Genomic DNA, 17,953 nt, shown 5'->3' with positions numbered 1-17,953 from the left:
TTGTAGGCCGGGTAAACGAAGTGCCACCTGGCAATCAATGGGCGCACCCGCGCCCATTTCATTCCAGCACCATGATGCAAGTTGCATTCAGGCCGCCCGTGTAAGGCAGCTTGCATGATGACGTTTTAAGAGAGGGAAGAACAATGCTCGACACAAACATGAAAACCCAGCTTAAGGCCTACCTTGAGAAACTGACCAAACCCGTTGAGCTGATTGCCACGCTGGACGACAGCGCGAAATCGGCAGAGATCAAGGAACTGCTGGCGGAGATCGCCGAACTGTCGCCAAAAGTGACCTTCAAAGAAGATAACTCGCTTAACGTCCGTAAGCCCTCTTTCCTGATTACCAACCCGGGCTCTGACCAGGGACCGCGCTTTGCCGGCTCGCCGCTGGGGCATGAATTTACCTCGCTGGTGCTGGCGCTGCTGTGGACCGGCGGTCATCCGTCGAAAGAGGCCCAGGCGCTGCTGGAGCAGATCCGCGATATCGACGGCGATTTCGAGTTTGAAACCTATTATTCGCTCTCCTGCCACAACTGCCCGGACGTGGTGCAGGCGCTGAACCTGATGTCGGTCCTGAACCCGCGCATTAAGCACACGGCGATTGACGGCGGTACCTTCCAGAATGAAATCACCGATCGCAACGTGATGGGCGTTCCGGCGGTGTATCTGAACGGTCAGGAATTCGGTCAGGGTCGTATGACGCTGACGGAAATCGTCGCCAAAGTGGATACCGGTGCCGAAAAACGTGCGGCGGAAGAGCTGAACAAACGCGATGCCTACGACGTGCTGATCGTCGGTTCCGGCCCTGCGGGTGCGGCGGCCGCGGTGTACTCCGCGCGTAAAGGTATCCGTACCGGCCTGATGGGCGAACGCTTTGGTGGTCAGGTGCTGGATACCGTGGATATCGAAAACTACATTTCTGTGCCAAAAACGGAAGGCCAGAAGCTGGCTGGCGCGCTGAAGGCGCACGTCAGCGACTACGACGTGGATGTTATCGACAGCCAGAGCGCCAGCAGGCTGGTTCCTGCCGCGGTTGAAGGTGGTTTACATCAGATTGAAACCGCGTCCGGCGCGGTGCTGAAAGCACGCAGTATCATCATTGCCACCGGTGCGAAATGGCGCAACATGAACGTGCCGGGTGAAGACCAGTATCGTACCAAGGGCGTGACCTACTGCCCGCACTGCGACGGCCCGCTGTTTAAAGGCAAACGCGTGGCGGTGATCGGCGGCGGTAACTCCGGCGTGGAAGCGGCAATCGACCTGGCGGGTATTGTTGAACACGTGACGCTGCTGGAATTTGCGCCAGAGATGAAGGCGGATCAGGTTCTGCAGGATAAGGTCCGCAGCCTGAAAAACGTCGATATCGTGCTGAACGCACAGACCACGGAAGTGAAGGGCGACGGCAGCAAAGTGACGGGGCTGGAATACCGCGACCGCGTGAGCGGCGACGTGCACAGCGTTCAGCTTTCAGGCATCTTCGTACAGATTGGTCTGCTGCCTAACACTACCTGGCTGGAAGGCGCAATTGAGCGCAACCGTATGGGCGAAATCATCATTGATGCGAAGTGTGAAACCAACGTGAAAGGCGTATTTGCCGCAGGCGACTGCACCACCGTGCCGTATAAGCAGATTATCATCGCCACCGGCGAAGGTGCGAAAGCGTCACTGAGTTCGTTTGACTACCTGATTCGCACCAAAACAGCATAAGAAAAGAAAGTAAGGCTACACCTGCAATAGCGAGAGGCCACCGAAAGGTGGCCTCTTTTTTTATCTGACGACCATCACCGGTATATGCGTGTGGCGGATCACGCTGGAGGCGTTAGAGCCCAGCAGATGCGTAGTAATGGAAGGGTTGCGCGAACCGATGACCACCACGTCTGCTTTCAGCTCGTTCGCCAGTTCATTTACCGCATCACGTACGCTGCCGAATCTGACGTGCGTTTTGATCCGTGAAGGGTCGATGGTGAAGTGCTCAACCATGGTTTGCAGCCGCGTTTCCGCTTCATGCTGCAGGTGCTCTTCGAAGCGCCGCACGTCGGCGGCAAAGCGGTGCAGGCTCAGGCTGGCCGAACCCGGTAATACATGAAGAAGATGAATAATGCCGTCCTGCTGCGCCAGGAACTCGGCATGACGAACGGCCTTGTCGCTCAGCTCCATCTCAAAAACATCAACCGGCATAATGATTGTCTGATACATACCCGTTTCTCCTTGTTTATAAACGCTGAATTCATTCAAACATAAAATATTATCGCTTTCTGTAATCTGAACAGCACTTTTCTATTCCGCCAGGATAAATCTCAAAACGCCCGGATTTCAGGGCTGGCCCTCAGAGGACGCTACCCTTTTAGAAGCTTACTCACATCCTTTCGGAGGTCGCATGAAAGCACTCACGTACCACGGTCCACACCATGTTCGCGTTGATAATGTCCCCGATCCCGTCATTGAACAAGCTGACGATATCATCCTGCGCGTCACGGCAACGGCGATTTGTGGATCCGATCTGCATCTTTACCGCGGTAAGATCCCGAAGGTCGAGCACGGCGACATTTTTGGTCATGAATTTATGGGGGAAGTGGTCGAAACCGGCAGGGATGTGAAAAGTGTGCAGAAGGGCGATCGCGTGGTGATCCCTTTTGTCATCGCCTGTGGCGACTGCTTTTTTTGCCGTCTTCAACAGTATGCGGCCTGCGAGAAAACCAACGCCGGGCAGGGCGCGGCGCTGAACAAAAAGCAAATTCCTGCCCCTGCGGCGCTGTTTGGCTATAGCCACCTCTACGGCGGCGTGCCGGGAGGACAGGCGGAATACGTTCGTGTGCCGAAAGGCAACGTCGGGCCGTTCAAGGTGCCGCAGCTGTTGTCAGATGACAAAGCGCTGTTCCTTTCAGATATTTTGCCCACGGCCTGGCAGGCGGCAAAAAACGCGCAGATAGCAAAAGGCTCGAGCGTAGCCGTTTTCGGCGCGGGGCCAGTCGGTTTACTGACCATCGCCTGTGCGCGGCTTTTAGGGGCTGAACAGATTTTTGTCATTGACCATCATCCGTACCGGCTGCAGTTTGCGCAGGAACGTTACGGTGCCATTCCCATCAACTTTGATGATGATAACGACGCGGCGGAAAAAATCATTGAGCAGACGGCGGGGCAGCGAGGCGTGGATGCGGTCATTGACGCGGTTGGGTTTGAAGCCAAGGGCAGCACCACGGAGACCCTCCTCAGTAATCTCAAGATTGAAGGAAGCAGCGGCAAAGCGCTACGCCAGTGCATTGCGGCCGTACGACGCGGTGGGGTGGTGAGCGTGCCGGGCGTCTATGCCGGTTTTATTCATGGGTTCTTATTTGGCGACGCCTTTGATAAAGGCATCAGCTTTAAGATGGGGCAGACGCACGTTCATGCCTGGCTGGGCGAGTTGCTGCCGCTGATTGAAAAAGGGCTGCTGACGCCGGAGGAGATCGTCACGCACTATCTGCCTCTGGCCGACGCTGAACGTGCGTACAAGATTTTTGAGAAACGGGAAGAGGCATGTCGCAAAGTCATTCTGGTTCCCGGCGCGGAAAGCCCCGAGGCGGCAGAGCAGCAGGTCAAGGGGCTGGTCAACGCTTTCCCCGGCGGGGTAGTGTGAGTCCGGTCGTTTACCAGTGGCGCTCAAGATAAAGCACCGCCATGACGATAATCGCCAAAAAAATGAGAAAAATAAGTGTGATAGCCAGTATCTCACTCATAACCGTCCCCGCGGCAGCAAAACAGATTAAGCGTGGATTAAGGTGATTTTGAGCGATATAGGACAATCGGGTGAAATGACGAAAAGAGGATGCAAGCGCATCCTCTTTGCAGGGCAGGAAGCGCGGGATTAACGAAGGTAATCGCCTGCGGCTTCTGGCTGGTAGAGCAGCTCAAGCACTTCCAGATGCGTCGACGCGCCACCCGGTAGTTCCCAGTGAATGGTATCACCTGTGCGCAACCCAAGCAGGGCCGCACCCACAGGCGCCAGTACGGAAAGCTGTGTGCTGCTGTCGGTCATTTGTGTTGGATAGACCAGCGTGCGGGTCAACTCTTCGCCCGTTGTCAGGTTACGAAATTTCACCTGGCTGTTCATGGTAACCACATCCTGAGGCATGGTCTCAGGCGTACACATCTGCGCCCGGTCAAGCTCCTCGTTCAGCGCATCGGCCACCGGGAGAGAAGCGAATTCGGGTTTTTCCAGAAGACGGTCAATACGTTCTGCGTCGAGCTCGTTAATGATAATTGTGGGTCTGGACATTTTTTACTCCATGTCGTTAATACTGCGTGTAACGCAGAAACCAATCCAAAAGAAAACCCTCGCCGTCTGGCAGCGAGGGTTTAACTCTCCCGATGATACTGGCTGAGCGTGCAAGTTTGAAGTGATGATGGTCACATTCATGGCCCATATGAATTTTCGCTGAAATTTTTTCAGTCTTCATTCCGGGCGGAATACGTTACGCTGAGTATCCTGAACCTGGGCGTTGCGCCCCACCAACGAGAGAGAACGATGTATTTCTACCAACCGTCTCAGGGTCACGGCCTGCCGCACGATCCGCTGAACGCCATTATTGGTCCACGCCCGATTGGCTGGATCTCGTCCTGCGACGCAAACGGCCTGCTTAACCTCGCGCCGTACAGCTTCTTTAACTGTTTCAACTATCGACCACCGATCATTGGTTTTTCCAGCAACGGCTGGAAAGACAGCGTGCGCAATATTCACGAAACGGGCGAGTTTGTCTGGAACCTGGCCACGCGCGATCTGGCTGAAGCGATGAACGAAACCTCGGCCATGCTCCCCCATGATGAAGATGAGTTTTCTTTTGCCGGACTCACGCCCGTCGCCAGCCAGCTGGTGAAAGCGCCGCGCGTGGCGGAAAGCCCGGTGAATTTTGAGTGCCGCCTGTCGCAGTGCATCCAGTTAACCGGCGCAGACGGTACGCCAGTGGACACCTGGCTGGTATTGGGAGAAGTGATCGGTATTCATATTGCCGACACGCTGCTGGAAGAGGGGATTTATCAGACTGCAAAGGCGCAGCCGATCCTGCGTGCGGGCGGGCCGACGGCCTACTATTCCATCAGTGACAGCCATCGCTTTGACCTGGTTCGCCCGGATGCGCGCAGGGGGTAACATGCCCGACAACCGGCTTCCCGCCGAGCAACAGTTTTTTGCCGATCTGCTGAGCGGGCTGGTGCTCAACCCGCAGCAGCTGGGGCGCGTCTGGTTTGCTCACTCGCCCGCTTCAGTACCTGCCGGGAGCTTTCGCCTTGAATGGCCGCGGCTCGACGTGGTGTTGCGCGGCGTTTATGGCAACCAGCTGATCCCGGAGCAAAAGGCGATCCGCCAGGGAGAGATGTTGTTTTTACCTGCCCAGGCGGCAAATGTGCCGGTGTTTGACTTACCGGTCATGCTGCTGAGCATTGTTTTTGCCCCTTCCTGGCTAGGGTTGGCATTCCAGGCTGCCGGCAACGGTCAGCCGCAGCGGAAAGTGGAACTCCCGCATTCTGAAAGAGGCGAATGCGCAGCCATACTGATGGCGCTTACACATTTGAGCACATCACCGCAGGATCAGGCCATTATTCAACCTCTGGCGTTGAGTCTGCTTCACTGGTGTCGAAAGGTGGCCTCGTTACGCCCGGAGCCGGGGCTGTCACGCGGGGATTTTCTGTATCAAAGCATCTGCAACTGGTTGCAGAATAATTATGCGGAACCCATCTCGCGGGAGAGCGTTGCCGCGCTGTTTACCATTTCCCCTAACCACCTGTCGCGCCTGTTTTCGCAGCAGGGGACGATGAGCTTTGTGGATTACGTTCGCTGGGTGCGAATGGGGAAAGCGCGCACTATCCTGCAAAAATACCATCTGCCGGTGGGCGAGGTGGCGAAACGCTGCGGTTATCCCGACAGCGACTATTTTTCCAGGCTGTTCCGACGCCAGTTCGGGCTGACGCCGGGGGAGTACCGCGCACGTTTTCAGTAGCAATCAGAAGCGGATTTCGGCATTCAGCAGGTCAAGGATGCTTTGCGGCGATTCTGTTGCGAACAGCGTTTCCCGAAACGCTTTGTTTACCAGCTTGCGCGCCAGCTGGGAGAAGACTTTCACATGGCTGTTTCCCTCCTGTGCGCCGAGCGTCAGCATGATCACCAGCTCAACGTCGCCCATGTCGGATTCCCAGTCTATGGGTTTTTCCAGACGCGCAATGCTGATACTGGAATGGCGGATCCACTGTGATTTGGTGTGCGGGATCGCCACGCCAAACCCGACCGCCGTGGTAACAATCTCTTCGCGTTGCCAGATGTCCTCTTCCAGCTCCAGCGGATTCTCTGTGCGCCCCTGAATCGCCAGGTTGCCACACAGGAACTGGAGCACCTGCTCTTTTGAGGTGAGCGGTTCGTTAAAGACGATGGTTTCCAGCGACAGCAACGGGCGAGGCGGCTCTTCTGGTGTGAAATCGGTCAGCAGCGTTTCTATCTCTTCCGCGCTGCGACAGTCGCAAGCTTTCTCCGCCAGTGCCCGACAGGCCTCGCTTTCCAGTTGGCGAAGCTGTGCTTTCACCGCCGGGATCCGTGAACCGCTCATGCTGAATTCAGCAATTCCCAGGCCTAAAAGCAAAGGAAGGTAACGACGTTCGCCGCCCAGTTCACCGCAAATTCCGACCCATTTACCGTGGCGTTGGGCGGTTGTGACAATCTGGCGCACCATACGTAAAAATGACGGCGCGATCGGGTTATACAGCGGTGATACCCGCGGGTTATTGCGATCGACCGCGTAGAGGTACTGGGTCATATCGTTCGAGCCGATGCTGAAGAAATCGACCTCTTCGCAGAAGTGATCGATGATGAAGCAGACTGAAGGCACCTCGACCATAATCCCCAGCGGCAGGTGCGGCGTATGGCGTAACCCCTGCGCCGTCAGCTCCTCGCGAACGTTTTGCAGCTCCTGCTTAACCCATAAAATCTGATCGAGATTGTGCACCATCGGGATCATCAGCAGCGCATTGCCGCTGGCGCCCGCGCGTAAAATAGCGCGCAGTTGGGTTCGAAACAGGTGGGCAAATTCCGGATAAATGCGCACCGCGCGATAGCCGAGGAACGGGTTCTCCTCCTGCGGAATATTGAGATACGGGATTTGCTTATCGCCGCCAATGTCCATGGTGCGGAAAATGACGGGCTTACCTTCTGCAGAGAGTAACACCTGCTGATAGGCTTCATATTGCTCTTGTTCGTCCGGCGCACTGTCGCGGTCCATATAGAGCATTTCGGTGCGGAACAGGCCCACGCCCTGCGCGCCACAGGCGAAGGCGCCGGGGGCTTCCAGCGCGCTTCCGATATTGGCAGCGATATCCACCGGTACGTTATCCCGGGTGAGTGCCGGTAGCCCGGCGTCTTTGATCTGCTGCTGGTGGCGCTTGTCCGCCAGGCGTTGCGCTACGCTGTAGTAGTGATTGACGGCCTCATCAGGCTCTGTGACGAGCACGCTACACACACCGTCCAGGATCACCTCACTCCCCATATACGGCTCCAGTGAGGCGACCGACAGACCGCTCAGCACTGGAATTGACGCGGCACGCGCCAGAATCAGGGTGTGCGAGGTGCGCCCGGTTTTCTCCAGCACCATGCCCTTCAGGTAGCGGGGATCAAGGCTTAGAAACTGGCTGGGCGTTAAATCTTCGGCCACCAGAATAGTGGGCGCGTTGAGGATAAATCCGGACGTTTGCCGGAGTTCAGGCCAGGTGATATTCAGCAGCTGTTCGCTGATGTCGCGGATATCGCTGACGCGCTCGCGGAGATAGTCGCTGGCGGAGAGCGACAGCTTGTCGCAAATCTGCTCCATGTTGCGAATAATGGCCCCGGCAAGGCTCAGCCGCTCTTCATTGATGAGACGGCGGATATTGCCCCCGAATTCGTCATCCTGGATCAGCGAAAGGTGGGCGCTGATAATGGTTTTGCTTTCACCTTCCAGACCGCGCAGGCGCTGGTTGAGTTGCTCTGCCAGCGTCGCCAGGCTGTGTTCCAGCCGGGTGATATCTTCCGGCGTGGCCGGATGTTGGCGGTAACGCTGGAGGTTATCGCTCTGCCAGCCCCGTAATGTACCTGTACCAATACCGCTGGCAAGCGTAACGGCGTGCTGCAGCTGCGGATTGAGCCGCAGAAGCGAGCGGGGAAGGGGATGCGCGATATGCGGTGCGTCGCCAGAGGGAATGCTGTCGCTGTCGATGAAAACCGTATTGATATACTGCTCAAGCGCGCGTCTGGCCTGCTCTTCATCGCTGCCGACGATCTCCAGCACGCAGCTGTCGTTGAACAGCGTGCCGGTGCTTATCAGTGCCAGCGAGCTTTTAGCATCCGCGTGGGTGTTCAGCCGCTTATTGATAAAGCGAATGTCGCTGCGCCATGCGCTGCACTGCTCCTTTAACGCCCAGGCCGGTCGCGCGTGCAGGCCGTTGGGCAGCGGGCAGAAAAACTCAATCGAAAGCATATTTTCTCCTTACCGCGTGAGATCAGCACCTGAAGTCCGTCAGGTGAGCCACGGTCTCACGGTTCATGCATGCCGCCAGGGCGACAAGCAGTTGATGGGTGTGATGAATGTCTCTTTCATCGGCAATGGATGCCGAGCAGTGGCCGTGCCGGGTCGGCGGCCCGAGTACCACGGTAGGGACACCCGTGCCGGAAAGATGCACCGCGCCGCCGTCGGTGCCGCCATTGCTGAACATATCTTTTTGCAGCGGTATGCCTAACGGGTATGCCACTTTTTCAATGAAGGCGGTTAATTTAGGCGGGGCGATAAGCGTTTTGTCATACAGCACCAGCATCGGACCGGCACCTATTTGTCGATGATTTGCGCTGCCGTAATCAAAGTTTTTTGACCAGCAGGCGGTATCCAGCACCAGGGCAATGTCGGGGTGAATGACGCGTGTGGCGGTCTGTCCGCCACGAAGGCCAACCTCTTCACTTGAGCTTGCCACCAGCCACAGCTCACAGTCGAGCGGAGCCTGATGCAGTTCGCGCAGCAGTGCGATCAGCAGGTAGCAGCCCAGGCGGTCGTCGAAAGCTTTACCCATCACCCGGCTGTGGGGAAGGGGCTGGAACGGCGTATCGAAGGTCACGCGGTCGCCTGCGTCAATGCCGCTGTCTAACACCTCTTGCGCAGACGTTGCGCCGATGTCGACGCGCAGATTGTCGACGATATCGCCTTTAACGTCTCCGTCGAGCAGGCCAGGAATTTTGACGCCAGCGCGCGTGGTGATGCGAACGGGCTGAAGCGTGCGGGCCATCATGCGTACGTTGCCAATCGGCAGTACGTCAATGGCGCCTTCACGGGAGATGCTGCGCACCATAAAACCGACTTCATCCATATGGGCGCAGACCATCACTTTCGGTCCGGAACTCTGATTCACGCGGATGAGCACGGAGCCGAGGCCGTCAAACTGCACCTCTTTATGGTACTTATGTGCCTCAGCGATCAGAATATCGCGCACTTCCTGTTCTGAGGCGGCAATCGCATCGGCTTCGCTCAGCGCGCGCAGTAATTCATAGTCCATCACTCTTCTCCCGTCAGCAGCAGCGTTTTATTCATGGTGTAAAGCACCTCGGCTCCCGTCTCTGTCACCAGAACGACGTCTTCAATTCGCACACCGCCCGCGCCCTCAAGGTAGATACCCGGTTCTACGGTCAAGAGCATGCCGGGCTGCAGCAGCGTGGTATCGGTTGGGGAAAAACGCGGGTTTTCATGAACATCAATGCCGATGGCGTGACCGGTATTGTGGCCAAACTGCGGGCCGTAGCCAGCGCGTTCAATGACTGAACGTGCGGCGTTATCTACCTGCTGGCACGGAATGCCTGGACTAATGGCCTGAATCGCCGCCAGCTGCGCCTTCAGCACGATCTGGTAGATTGCATAGAGCGGATGTTCCTCGGGAGCCCGGTGTTGCCCGCCGACAAGGAACGTCCTCGTCATGTCCGAGCAGTATCCCTGGTATTGGGCGCCAAAATCTAAGGTGATCAGTTCGCCAGCATTAATCACTTTGTCAGACGCTTTGCCATGCGGAAGTGCGCCGCGCGGCCCGCTGGCGACGATGGTGTCGAAGGAGGGCTTTTCCGCCCCCTGCTGCTTCATAAACCACTCCAGCTCGGCGGCGACGTCGCGCTCGCGCATACCCGGCTGAATAAAGCGCCGGATATGCTGTGCGGCGCTGTCGGCAATACGACAGGCCTCACGAATGCGGGCAATTTCGTCCGCCGTTTTTATCTGCCGCAGGGCGTCAAGGGAGATACCGCAAAGCGTTGTATTTAGCGCGTCGCGCCACAGACAGCCGGTTTGCCAGCTGACGTGTTCACCTTCGAACCCTAGCGTGGCGAGGTTTTCCTCGGCAATAAGGCGGTTCACTACCGTGGCAAACGGGTTCGCTGCATCGAGCAGATGCATCTGGTAGCCCGCCGCACGCGCGGTGATATCGTTGTAATAGCGAAAATCCACCAGAATATGCGCGCGCGTTTGCGTCACCAGCACGTAGCCCGATCCGGTAGAAATACCCAGGTGCGGCTGTTTGTTCTGGCGCGACGCGATCAGCACGCCATCCAGTTTTTCTGTTGCCAACCGGTGGCGAAGCGCTGTCAGTACATCCATTATTCACCCCATTACAGCGTATCGATGGCGAGTTTTCCGCGCTTGTACATGCTGTTGCGGAGGGTGACCACCAGCAGAGCAGTGATAACCGCGCCGACAAGGATGCTCAGCATATAAGCGCCGAGATTGGTCACCAGCGGCCACGCCCAGATGGCAGATTCCGGGAACCACTGTACTGCACCAAGCGCGGTCGCGGTCATCGCCCCGGCGATAGCCCCGATCATGTAGGCAGGCAGCGTTGCGAGCGGGTTTTCCAGCAGGAACGGGATGGCCCCTTCGCTGATCCCCATAAAGGCGAGGAACATCGCGGTTTTACCCTGCGGATAAAGCTGTGGACTGAACAGGCGTTTACCGGTCAGGCGGTGGTCGATGAGCGTTGCCAGCCCCAGACCAATCGGCGGGATTACAATTGCCACGGCGCGCGAGGTGATCGGCAATACGTGGTCGGTGGTTAACCCCAGGCCGACAAAACCGGCGGCTTTGTTGATGGGCCCGCCCAGATCAATGGCCGTCGCAGCAGCCATGCCTATGGCGTACATCATCGAACCTGCCTGACCTGCCGCAAGCAGCAGGGTGCGCATGCCCGCGTTTAACCAGCCGCCAATAGGGGTGATGACGTAGTACATCGCCAGCATCACGAACAGGGCGGAGATGATCGGGATCAGGAATGTGCTTTTGAAGGCCAGCAGATACTGCGGCACGCTGATTTTAGTGTTCAGCCACTTCACCAGGTAGCCTGCGGCGATCGCGATAATCAGCGCACCAATAAAGGTGGACGGAACCGGTTTGGTGGCAAGCCAGGTCAGTTTTTCCGGGTCAAAATTCAGCACCAGCGTAGGTTGCGTGGCAACAAGGCCGCCAATAAACCCTGCCGGGAAGGCCAGTTTGCCGCCGATGGAGTTGGCAACGAATGCGGAAAACATAGGAATGGCGAAGCTGAACAGCAGTCCGCCGAACGACTCTGTCAGATAGCCAAACTTCAGCACCGAGAGGTTAAACCCGTTAAATTTACCTGAGTTCAGGGCATCAAGAATGCTGGTATCCGGGGGGATCTCCAGCCAGACGTAAGCGATAAGTTGCGAAATAGCGAGGATCACCCCGCCCATAATGAGCGTTGGCACCATACGGGAAATGCCCGACATAATGTGCTGAGGAAGCTCTTTCCAGAAGGTATTGCCCGCAGCGACCGGCGCGGATTTGATGGCGAGCGTATTGCCCTCGTGACTTTCCGGGCGAACCGCACTGCGTTTTTTAATTGCCATGACGAAAACCCCTGAGGTAGACGATTATTATTGTTCTGCTGCAATCAACTCTTCGATCTCCTTCAGGGTGCCCGCCGCGTTTTTAATGGCGTCCTGAAGTGAGATCTCGTAGACATCGCGTGTTTCAAAGCGCTCGTTGTCTTCCGGGGTAATGGCGATGGCGTGGATGATAATGTTGGCTTCGGCAATATCCTGAGCCGTCAGGCGATTCTGAATTCCGTCTGCACCCTGCGTTTCAATTTTGACCTCGTAACCGGCTTCCGTGGCGGCATCTTCCAGCGCCTGAGCGGCCATAAAGGTATGTGCCAGACCCATCGGGCAGGCGCACAGTGCAATCAATTTTTTAGCCATGTGAAATTCCTCCTGTAGATGACGCCACGATTATGGCGGGGAGGTTTCGTCTGTGTTTACCGGATAAATAATGCAATAGCTGGAGGAATGATGCAGGTGTGCGAAAGTGTGACGGCTGGCGTCTTATAACGGAAATGAATGAAAGACCGGGCATGAGGATGCCCGGAGCGCGATCAGTAACCGACGCTGTCGATCACAAACTTTTTGCCGCAGTTACCCGGATGCGGCTGCGGTGCGAAGGAGGCGGCAGAGAGCGGGTTATTGATGGTGTCGGCTGTAAGGGAAATCTGCATTTCCGTGAGGTAAGCCGGGTTGCCATTACAGGTGAGCTTGAACGCCTTAACGTTCTCCTTGCCCCAGTTTTTGGCCACGGCACTATCAAAGTCGCGACGACTTACGGTTTTACCGTAGTTATCTGCCAGGAATTGGCCCACCGCGCTGTGTTTGACCTCCTGATTCAGACGCACCATGGTGCCGAAATAGGCATCCGGATCAAAGCCGAAACAGACCCCGTGTTTAGCGTATTCGTAACGTTCCAGGCATGATGTTCCGCCGGCGGCGGGCATCACGCTGTTCAGTTTTGCCGCACCGGTTAACGACAGCCCGGTTTCCGCAGCGGAACATTTGCGGCTGGCTTTGGCTTCAGGCATGTTCGGGACGGGGCGGGTGGCGCAGCCAAAGCGCATCCAGCGGCGTTCATCTACCCCGCGTGACGCAATGGACTTAGGCAGCCCAGGCCACAGGCCGTGTACGGTGAGGAAATCGGTCTTGTTGGCGCTCTCTTTTTGCAGGCGACATTCATCGGGTTCATTGCGATTGCGTTCGACCATGCTTTGACAGAATCCGGTTTGCCAGGAAAGCGCCAGAACGTAGCGATCGAAATCACCGTATTGTGTGGCCTTGAGCGGTTCTGCGTGCGCGGAGAGTACGCAAAGTGCAAGCGCCAGCGCGCCAGACGGGAAAGCGACATCCTTCCTGAACATTTGATTTCCTGATCGATGGTGTGCAATTAATTTCTGGAAATTATTAAAGCACAAAAAGCGCCCGCAGGCGCTTTTTGGTTATCAGGAATTTGGCTTAGGCGGCGCCGGGAACCAGCACTTCAGTGGCGATGATCACGATGATCAGGCCAACCAGCACGGGTACTGACGTCCGTTTCACTACCTCAAACGGCGAGATTTTTGCCATACCGGCGACGGCAACCACTACACCCGATACCGGAGAGATGGTACGGCCCAGGTTTGAGGCCTGAAGCATCGGTATAGAAAGGTAAGCCGGGTTAATGCCAGAGGAGTGAGCCAGTTTCGGGATCATCTCAACGAAGGCGTAAAACGGTGCGTTACCGGAACCCGTGGTCATTGCCGCCAGCATGGTGAGGATCACCAGGACCAGCATCAGGATAATGCTGGCAGAGCCGAACGAGGTGGCGATGGAGATCAGGCTCTGAATAAAGCCGATGGTGCTGAGACCCTGGGCAAACACGCCCGCGGCAACCAGCAGCATCACGACGCCAGCAAACGCATCCGCCATCCCGCGATAGGCCACTTCCAGTCCTGAGAACACCTTCTGAGTGTTGAAGCCGCGCACAAATTCCAGCAAGGCAGCCAGCAGCATACAGATCACCAGAATGGTGATGATGTGCAGTTGTGGACCCCATTTGCCGTCAAAAATCAGTACCCCGATAATCGGAGTGAACGGCAGAATGGCGTAAAACGCGGGCGCAGTGGTGGTGATTTCACTCACGTCCAGCATTTCATGGCTGATGTTCTCTTTCTTATCGAGATAGCGCTGCCAGAAGAAGTGGGCGATGCCCATACCCACGATGGCAACAATGGAGATGGGCAGCGTGGTCTTAAAGGCGAAATCGATGAGTGACATCTCCGCCGCCTTTGCCGCCAGCACAACGTCGCCGGAGGTTGGGGAGAGAATAATGGCTGCCGGAGAGGCACAAATTGCCGCGGCCGCGCCACGGCTGATACCGACGTTGACCATAACCGGGAACAGCGTTGCCATTAACAGTACGCCAAGGCCGGTTGCTGAGGACACCGCAAGGGACATCAGGCAGGCGAGGAAATAGGCCGCGACCATGAGCAAATAGGGGGAGTTGATGTACTGCAGTGGTTTCGACGCCAGTTTGACCACCATATCGTTTGCGCCGATATGAGTCATATAGGCGGCAAAACCGCACAGCATCATAATCATCATGCCCAGGTCACCACCGCGGCTCATGAGCAGAATTTTTATATATTCAACAATGTCGGTGGCCGTGTAGCCGGTGCTGGCTGCGCTGGCAGGTAACACCTGATGACCCATTAGCGCGCTAACAATCAGCAGGGTTAAGCCGCCGACAAATAACACGCCTGTGGCCGAGTACCCTTTAATGATGTAGCGGGCTACACCGACAATGACGACGACTCCGATAAGGAGTTCGATAAACGTAAGCATGATTTCCCCTGTCTCCTTGCTACCCGAGAGCACAAATAATCAATAAAAAAGAAGGATGAGAATGTGCCGAACTATTGCGCAGTCCTTGCTGATTAAAATCAATAAAAAGACTACTAAAGAAGGCATTGACGCTATTTTTGCCATCACTCCGGCATTTATGTCATATGGGTATTGACCGCCGGATACACCATTATATGTCATTTAGGGCACGGCAGGTCGGGAACGTGCGGGGCGCTGAAGCCTGTCTCTTCTGTGCAGCTGGCAGCCTTTATGCCATAAGCAACTTGCTGCGAGTGGCTCAAAATCCTTTTTTTCTTCACCGGATATTATTATTTGGGTGCAACGGATAAATATCTTTTACATGCTATATAAAATTAAAAACACGTTATGAGTTGTATTGAAGGTTATATTCTATTGTCCGAATTAACTGTCTTCACTATAGCGTTATAAGCATTCAGATTTAGTGGGTCAATATATCGGCGATGAAGTAGATGTGCTACGAATACGTATAAAAGTGAGAACGGCTAGCGGGCTTACTGACGAGTGCTGAGGGCGGCGGCAGTGCCCGGCGGGGCTGAAGTGTATCTTCTCACTCTCTTTCTAAGAATATTCTCGGATTTAGGGTCATTAATTAGGAATAACGCTGATGTTGTTAAGGATTCATTCAACTATTCTATGGTAAACTTTGCCTCGAATACTAAGAATGGTAATTGCATTGTGATGGTACGTAATAAATTCCCCCTGATTTTATTGTTTATTTTTTGGCAGTTAACGTTCTCTTCTGTCGCCAGGGCAGAGGATAACGCGACGGATAAAGGTTGGTTCTCAACGTTTACGGATAACGTCGCGCAAACCTGGAAGGAGCCAGAACATTACGATCTCTATATTCCGGCGATAACGTGGCATGCGCGTTTTGCCTATGACAAAGAAAAAACGGACCGCTACAACGAACGTCCCTGGGGGGCGGGTTTTGGCCAGTCCCGTTGGGACGACAAAGGAAACTGGCACGGACTGTACCTGATGGCGTTTAAGGACTCCTACAACAAGTGGGAGCCGATTGGCGGTTATGGCTGGGAGAAAACGTGGCGTCCATTAGCGGATGACAACTTCCGTCTTGGTCTGGGCTACACGGCAGGCTTTACGGCGCGTGATAACTGGAACTACATTCCGGTCCCGGTCCTGCTGCCGTTGGCATCCATTGGCTATGGCCCCGCGACGTTCCAGATGACCTACATCCCGGGAACCTATAACAACGGAAACGTTTACTTTGCCTGGATGCGTTTTCAGTTTTAACTGATAAAACGCCATAAGATGGCGAAAAAGTGTACTGTTATTGAATCGTATAGGATAAAAATCCGTCAACGAAAATTAACGCGACTTTTGTCACTTTTTATCAAAGATCCGCTGGACAAACGGTTCCACAATTGATGTACTGATACCCGACACAGCATTTGTGTCGTTTTTTAATGCAAAGGTAATTTTGATGTCTAAGATTAAAGGTAACGTTAAGTGGTTTAATGAGTCCAAAGGATTCGGTTTCATTACTCCTGAAGATGGCAGCAAAGATGTGTTCGTACACTTCTCTGCAATCCAGTCTAATGGTTTCAAAACCCTGGCTGAAGGTCAGCGTGTTGAGTTTGAAATCACTAACGGTGCCAAAGGCCCTTCTGCTGCTAACGTAATCGCTCTGTAATTCAGACGCGTCAGCAAGAATTTCAAAACCCGCTCTTTGAGCGGGTTTTTTTCGTTCTGAATCAACCAATCAGATACATTTTCAGGAAGCTGGCGACGATTGCCACGCTCAGCAAAACCATTCCTGCGCTCATCAACTGTTCTTTCATACTGTCACCCTCGTTTCGTATTACGGTCAGAGTGGCAGAGAAAAATTAAGCCAACATTAACGTCGGGCGATTAATGCGCGCTGGCGGAAGAAAAGAGCCAAAATGCGATCCCGGTCATCGCAAATGAACCGAGCATATTGATGGCGATGTTCGTTAATGCCCAGCCGATGCGCCCTTCCTGAAACAGGAACACCACTTCAGCAGAGAAGGTGGAGAACGTCGTTAAACCACCGCAGAAGCCGGTGGTAATCAATACTTTCCACACCGGGTCGATATGTGTCATGCGGTTAAACCAGGCGAGTCCCATACCGATAATAAAGGCTCCAATCAGGTTTGCTGCCAGGGTTCCCATGGGAATGGCCTGATGAAGAGGGTTAAACCGCATACTCAAAAACCACCGCGCAACGCTACCCGTGCCTCCACCAATAAAAACGGCTATAAGTAGTTGTAACACTGTTAATACCTGCTATTGGATGTGTAAGTACGTCGAGTGTAACGCTGTTTTTGACCGGGGGACAAATATGTATGTTGCGGTAGGGCAGTTTGCGGTAACGCCGGACTGGAATGAGAATGCGGGAACATGCGTCTCCCTGATGGCCCAGGCGCGACAGAAGGGGGCATCCTTGCTGGTGCTTCCCGAAGCGCTACTGGCACGGGATGATAACGATCCTGATATGTCGGTTAAGTCGGCGCAGTCGCTGGACGGGGCGTTTTTACAGCAGCTGCTGGCAGAGAGCGCTGGCAATCTCATGACGACCATTTTAACGGTACATGTTCCTTCTGCACCGGGTCGGGCTGTGAATACGCTTGTGGCTATTCGTGGCGGAGAGATCGTTGCGCGCTATGCTAAGCTGCATCTCTATGATGCGTTCAACATTCAGGAGTCGCGACTCGTCGATCCCGGCGACAGCGTTTCACCGCTGCTGGATGTCGATGGATTTAACGTGGGATTGATGACCTGCTATGACCTGCGCTTTCCTGAAATGGCACTGAATCTGGCTTTACAGGGAGCCGACATACTGGTGTTGCCAGCTGCCTGGGTCAAAGGGCCATTAAAAGAGCATCACTGGGCGACGCTGCTGGCCGCAAGGGCGCTTGATACCACCTGCTACGTCGTCGCCTCAGGAGAGTGCGGGAATAAGAATATTGGACAGAGCAGGGTTATCGATCCGTTGGGCGTGACCATCGCCTCAGCAGCCGAAGCGCCAGCGCTTTTGCTGACGGAGATAATATCAGAGCGAATAGCGCTTGCACGTCGGCAGTTACCCGTTCTTCGCAATCGACGGTTTGCGCCACCGCAATTATTGTGATGTTTTTTTCAACAATGCTTGATTCACCTTGTTACAGATTGCTATTGTGTGCGCGCGTCAAATGTCCGTTAATACGAATGGGTTTTTGGCGCTTAATGCAGCCTGTTTTATGTAAAGAAGGTA

General features: G+C 54.9%; 18 protein-coding genes. 7 read left to right on the top strand and 11 right to left on the bottom strand.

Features of this window, described 5'->3' with window-relative positions:
- Nucleotides 1–143: 143 nt before the first annotated feature.
- Nucleotides 144–1,709: an alkyl hydroperoxide reductase subunit F gene (gene ahpF, locus KK102_RS06680; protein ID WP_216357228.1), complete on the top strand. Its 1,566-nt coding sequence runs from the start codon at nt 144–146 to the stop codon at nt 1,707–1,709.
- Between the two features lie 60 nt (nt 1,710–1,769).
- On the opposite strand, the gene uspG is transcribed toward ahpF, so the two are convergent.
- Complete coding sequence (gene uspG / locus KK102_RS06675) at nt 1,770–2,198, bottom strand: universal stress protein UspG (RefSeq protein ID WP_126544144.1); 429 nt, start codon at nt 2,196–2,198, stop codon at nt 1,770–1,772.
- 181 nt (nt 2,199–2,379) lie between these two features.
- Between uspG and KK102_RS06670 the strand changes: the two genes are divergently transcribed.
- The gene (locus KK102_RS06670; protein ID WP_126544145.1) at nt 2,380–3,618 is read left to right on the top strand and encodes a zinc-dependent alcohol dehydrogenase; all 1,239 of its coding nucleotides are present in this window, start codon (nt 2,380–2,382) and stop codon (nt 3,616–3,618) included.
- A gap of 10 nt (nt 3,619–3,628) precedes the next feature.
- On the opposite strand, the gene yldA is transcribed toward KK102_RS06670, so the two are convergent.
- Both yldA and rnk read right to left on the bottom strand, forming a co-directional pair.
- Complete coding sequence (gene yldA / locus KK102_RS22370) at nt 3,629–3,718, bottom strand: small membrane protein YldA (protein ID WP_283095801.1); 90 nt, start codon at nt 3,716–3,718, stop codon at nt 3,629–3,631.
- Between the two features lie 128 nt (nt 3,719–3,846).
- On the bottom strand, nt 3,847–4,257 hold the full coding sequence (rnk, locus tag KK102_RS06665) for a nucleoside diphosphate kinase regulator (RefSeq protein ID WP_010428502.1): 411 nt from the start codon (nt 4,255–4,257) through the stop codon (nt 3,847–3,849).
- 249 nt (nt 4,258–4,506) lie between these two features.
- Here rnk and KK102_RS06660 point away from each other — a divergent pair, with 249 nt between their 5' ends.
- Complete coding sequence (locus tag KK102_RS06660) at nt 4,507–5,127, top strand: flavin reductase family protein (protein WP_126544146.1); 621 nt, start codon at nt 4,507–4,509, stop codon at nt 5,125–5,127.
- Between the two features lies 1 nt (nt 5,128).
- Nucleotides 5,129–5,974: a helix-turn-helix domain-containing protein gene (locus KK102_RS06655; protein ID WP_244991855.1), complete on the top strand. Its 846-nt coding sequence runs from the start codon at nt 5,129–5,131 to the stop codon at nt 5,972–5,974.
- A 3-nt stretch (nt 5,975–5,977) separates the two neighbouring features.
- On the opposite strand, the gene ptsP is transcribed toward KK102_RS06655, so the two are convergent.
- The 7 genes from ptsP to dcuC all read right to left on the bottom strand — a co-directional run bounded on the left by ptsP (nt 5,978) and on the right by dcuC (nt 14,679).
- Nucleotides 5,978–8,473, bottom strand: coding sequence for a phosphoenolpyruvate--protein phosphotransferase (gene ptsP, locus KK102_RS06650; protein ID WP_216357226.1), 2,496 nt, complete (start codon nt 8,471–8,473; stop codon nt 5,978–5,980).
- Between the two features lie 22 nt (nt 8,474–8,495).
- Nucleotides 8,496–9,536 carry an aminopeptidase gene (gene ypdE, locus KK102_RS06645; RefSeq protein WP_216357225.1) on the bottom strand — a complete coding sequence of 347 codons (1,041 nt, stop codon included), beginning with the start codon at nt 9,534–9,536 and terminating at the stop codon, nt 8,496–8,498.
- Nucleotides 9,536–10,621 carry an aminopeptidase gene (gene ypdF / locus KK102_RS06640; protein WP_216357224.1) on the bottom strand — a complete coding sequence of 362 codons (1,086 nt, stop codon included), beginning with the start codon at nt 10,619–10,621 and terminating at the stop codon, nt 9,536–9,538. Before ypdF ends, ypdE begins: the two co-directional genes overlap by 1 nt.
- Nucleotides 10,622–10,632: 11 nt before the next feature.
- Nucleotides 10,633–11,883: a PTS fructose transporter subunit IIC gene (locus tag KK102_RS06635; protein WP_216357223.1), complete on the bottom strand. Its 1,251-nt coding sequence runs from the start codon at nt 11,881–11,883 to the stop codon at nt 10,633–10,635.
- Between the two features lie 27 nt (nt 11,884–11,910).
- The gene (locus KK102_RS06630; RefSeq protein ID WP_216357222.1) at nt 11,911–12,234 is read right to left on the bottom strand and encodes a PTS fructose transporter subunit IIB; all 324 of its coding nucleotides are present in this window, start codon (nt 12,232–12,234) and stop codon (nt 11,911–11,913) included.
- 173 nt (nt 12,235–12,407) lie between these two features.
- On the bottom strand, nt 12,408–13,217 hold the full coding sequence (gene rna, locus KK102_RS06625; protein ID WP_216357221.1) for a ribonuclease I: 810 nt from the start codon (nt 13,215–13,217) through the stop codon (nt 12,408–12,410).
- Between the two features lie 94 nt (nt 13,218–13,311).
- Complete coding sequence (gene dcuC / locus KK102_RS06620) at nt 13,312–14,679, bottom strand: anaerobic C4-dicarboxylate transporter DcuC (RefSeq protein WP_089598881.1); 1,368 nt, start codon at nt 14,677–14,679, stop codon at nt 13,312–13,314.
- Nucleotides 14,680–15,399: 720 nt separating this feature from the next.
- Between dcuC and pagP the strand changes: the two genes are divergently transcribed.
- Together pagP and cspE are read left to right on the top strand one after the other, a co-directional pair.
- Nucleotides 15,400–15,972 carry a lipid IV(A) palmitoyltransferase PagP gene (pagP, locus tag KK102_RS06615; RefSeq protein ID WP_185805594.1) on the top strand — a complete coding sequence of 191 codons (573 nt, stop codon included), beginning with the start codon at nt 15,400–15,402 and terminating at the stop codon, nt 15,970–15,972.
- A gap of 190 nt (nt 15,973–16,162) precedes the next feature.
- Nucleotides 16,163–16,372: a transcription antiterminator/RNA stability regulator CspE gene (cspE, locus tag KK102_RS06610; RefSeq protein ID WP_002439184.1), complete on the top strand. Its 210-nt coding sequence runs from the start codon at nt 16,163–16,165 to the stop codon at nt 16,370–16,372.
- Nucleotides 16,373–16,590: 218 nt separating this feature from the next.
- Here the strand turns inward: cspE and crcB are convergent, their stop codons facing one another.
- Complete coding sequence (crcB, locus tag KK102_RS06605) at nt 16,591–16,974, bottom strand: fluoride efflux transporter CrcB (protein WP_100165302.1); 384 nt, start codon at nt 16,972–16,974, stop codon at nt 16,591–16,593.
- 67 nt (nt 16,975–17,041) lie between these two features.
- Here crcB and KK102_RS06600 point away from each other — a divergent pair, with 67 nt between their 5' ends.
- Nucleotides 17,042–17,830, top strand: a complete 789-nt coding sequence (locus KK102_RS06600) for a deaminated glutathione amidase (protein WP_126544156.1) — start codon at nt 17,042–17,044, stop codon at nt 17,828–17,830.
- Nucleotides 17,831–17,953: the final 123 nt, after the last annotated feature.

Source organism: Enterobacter quasimori (assembly GCF_018597345.1).
GTDB lineage: Bacteria > Pseudomonadota > Gammaproteobacteria > Enterobacterales > Enterobacteriaceae > Enterobacter > Enterobacter mori.
The sequence above is the reverse complement of the archived record's forward strand: the minus strand, read 5'-3'. Positions and strand labels throughout refer to the sequence as shown.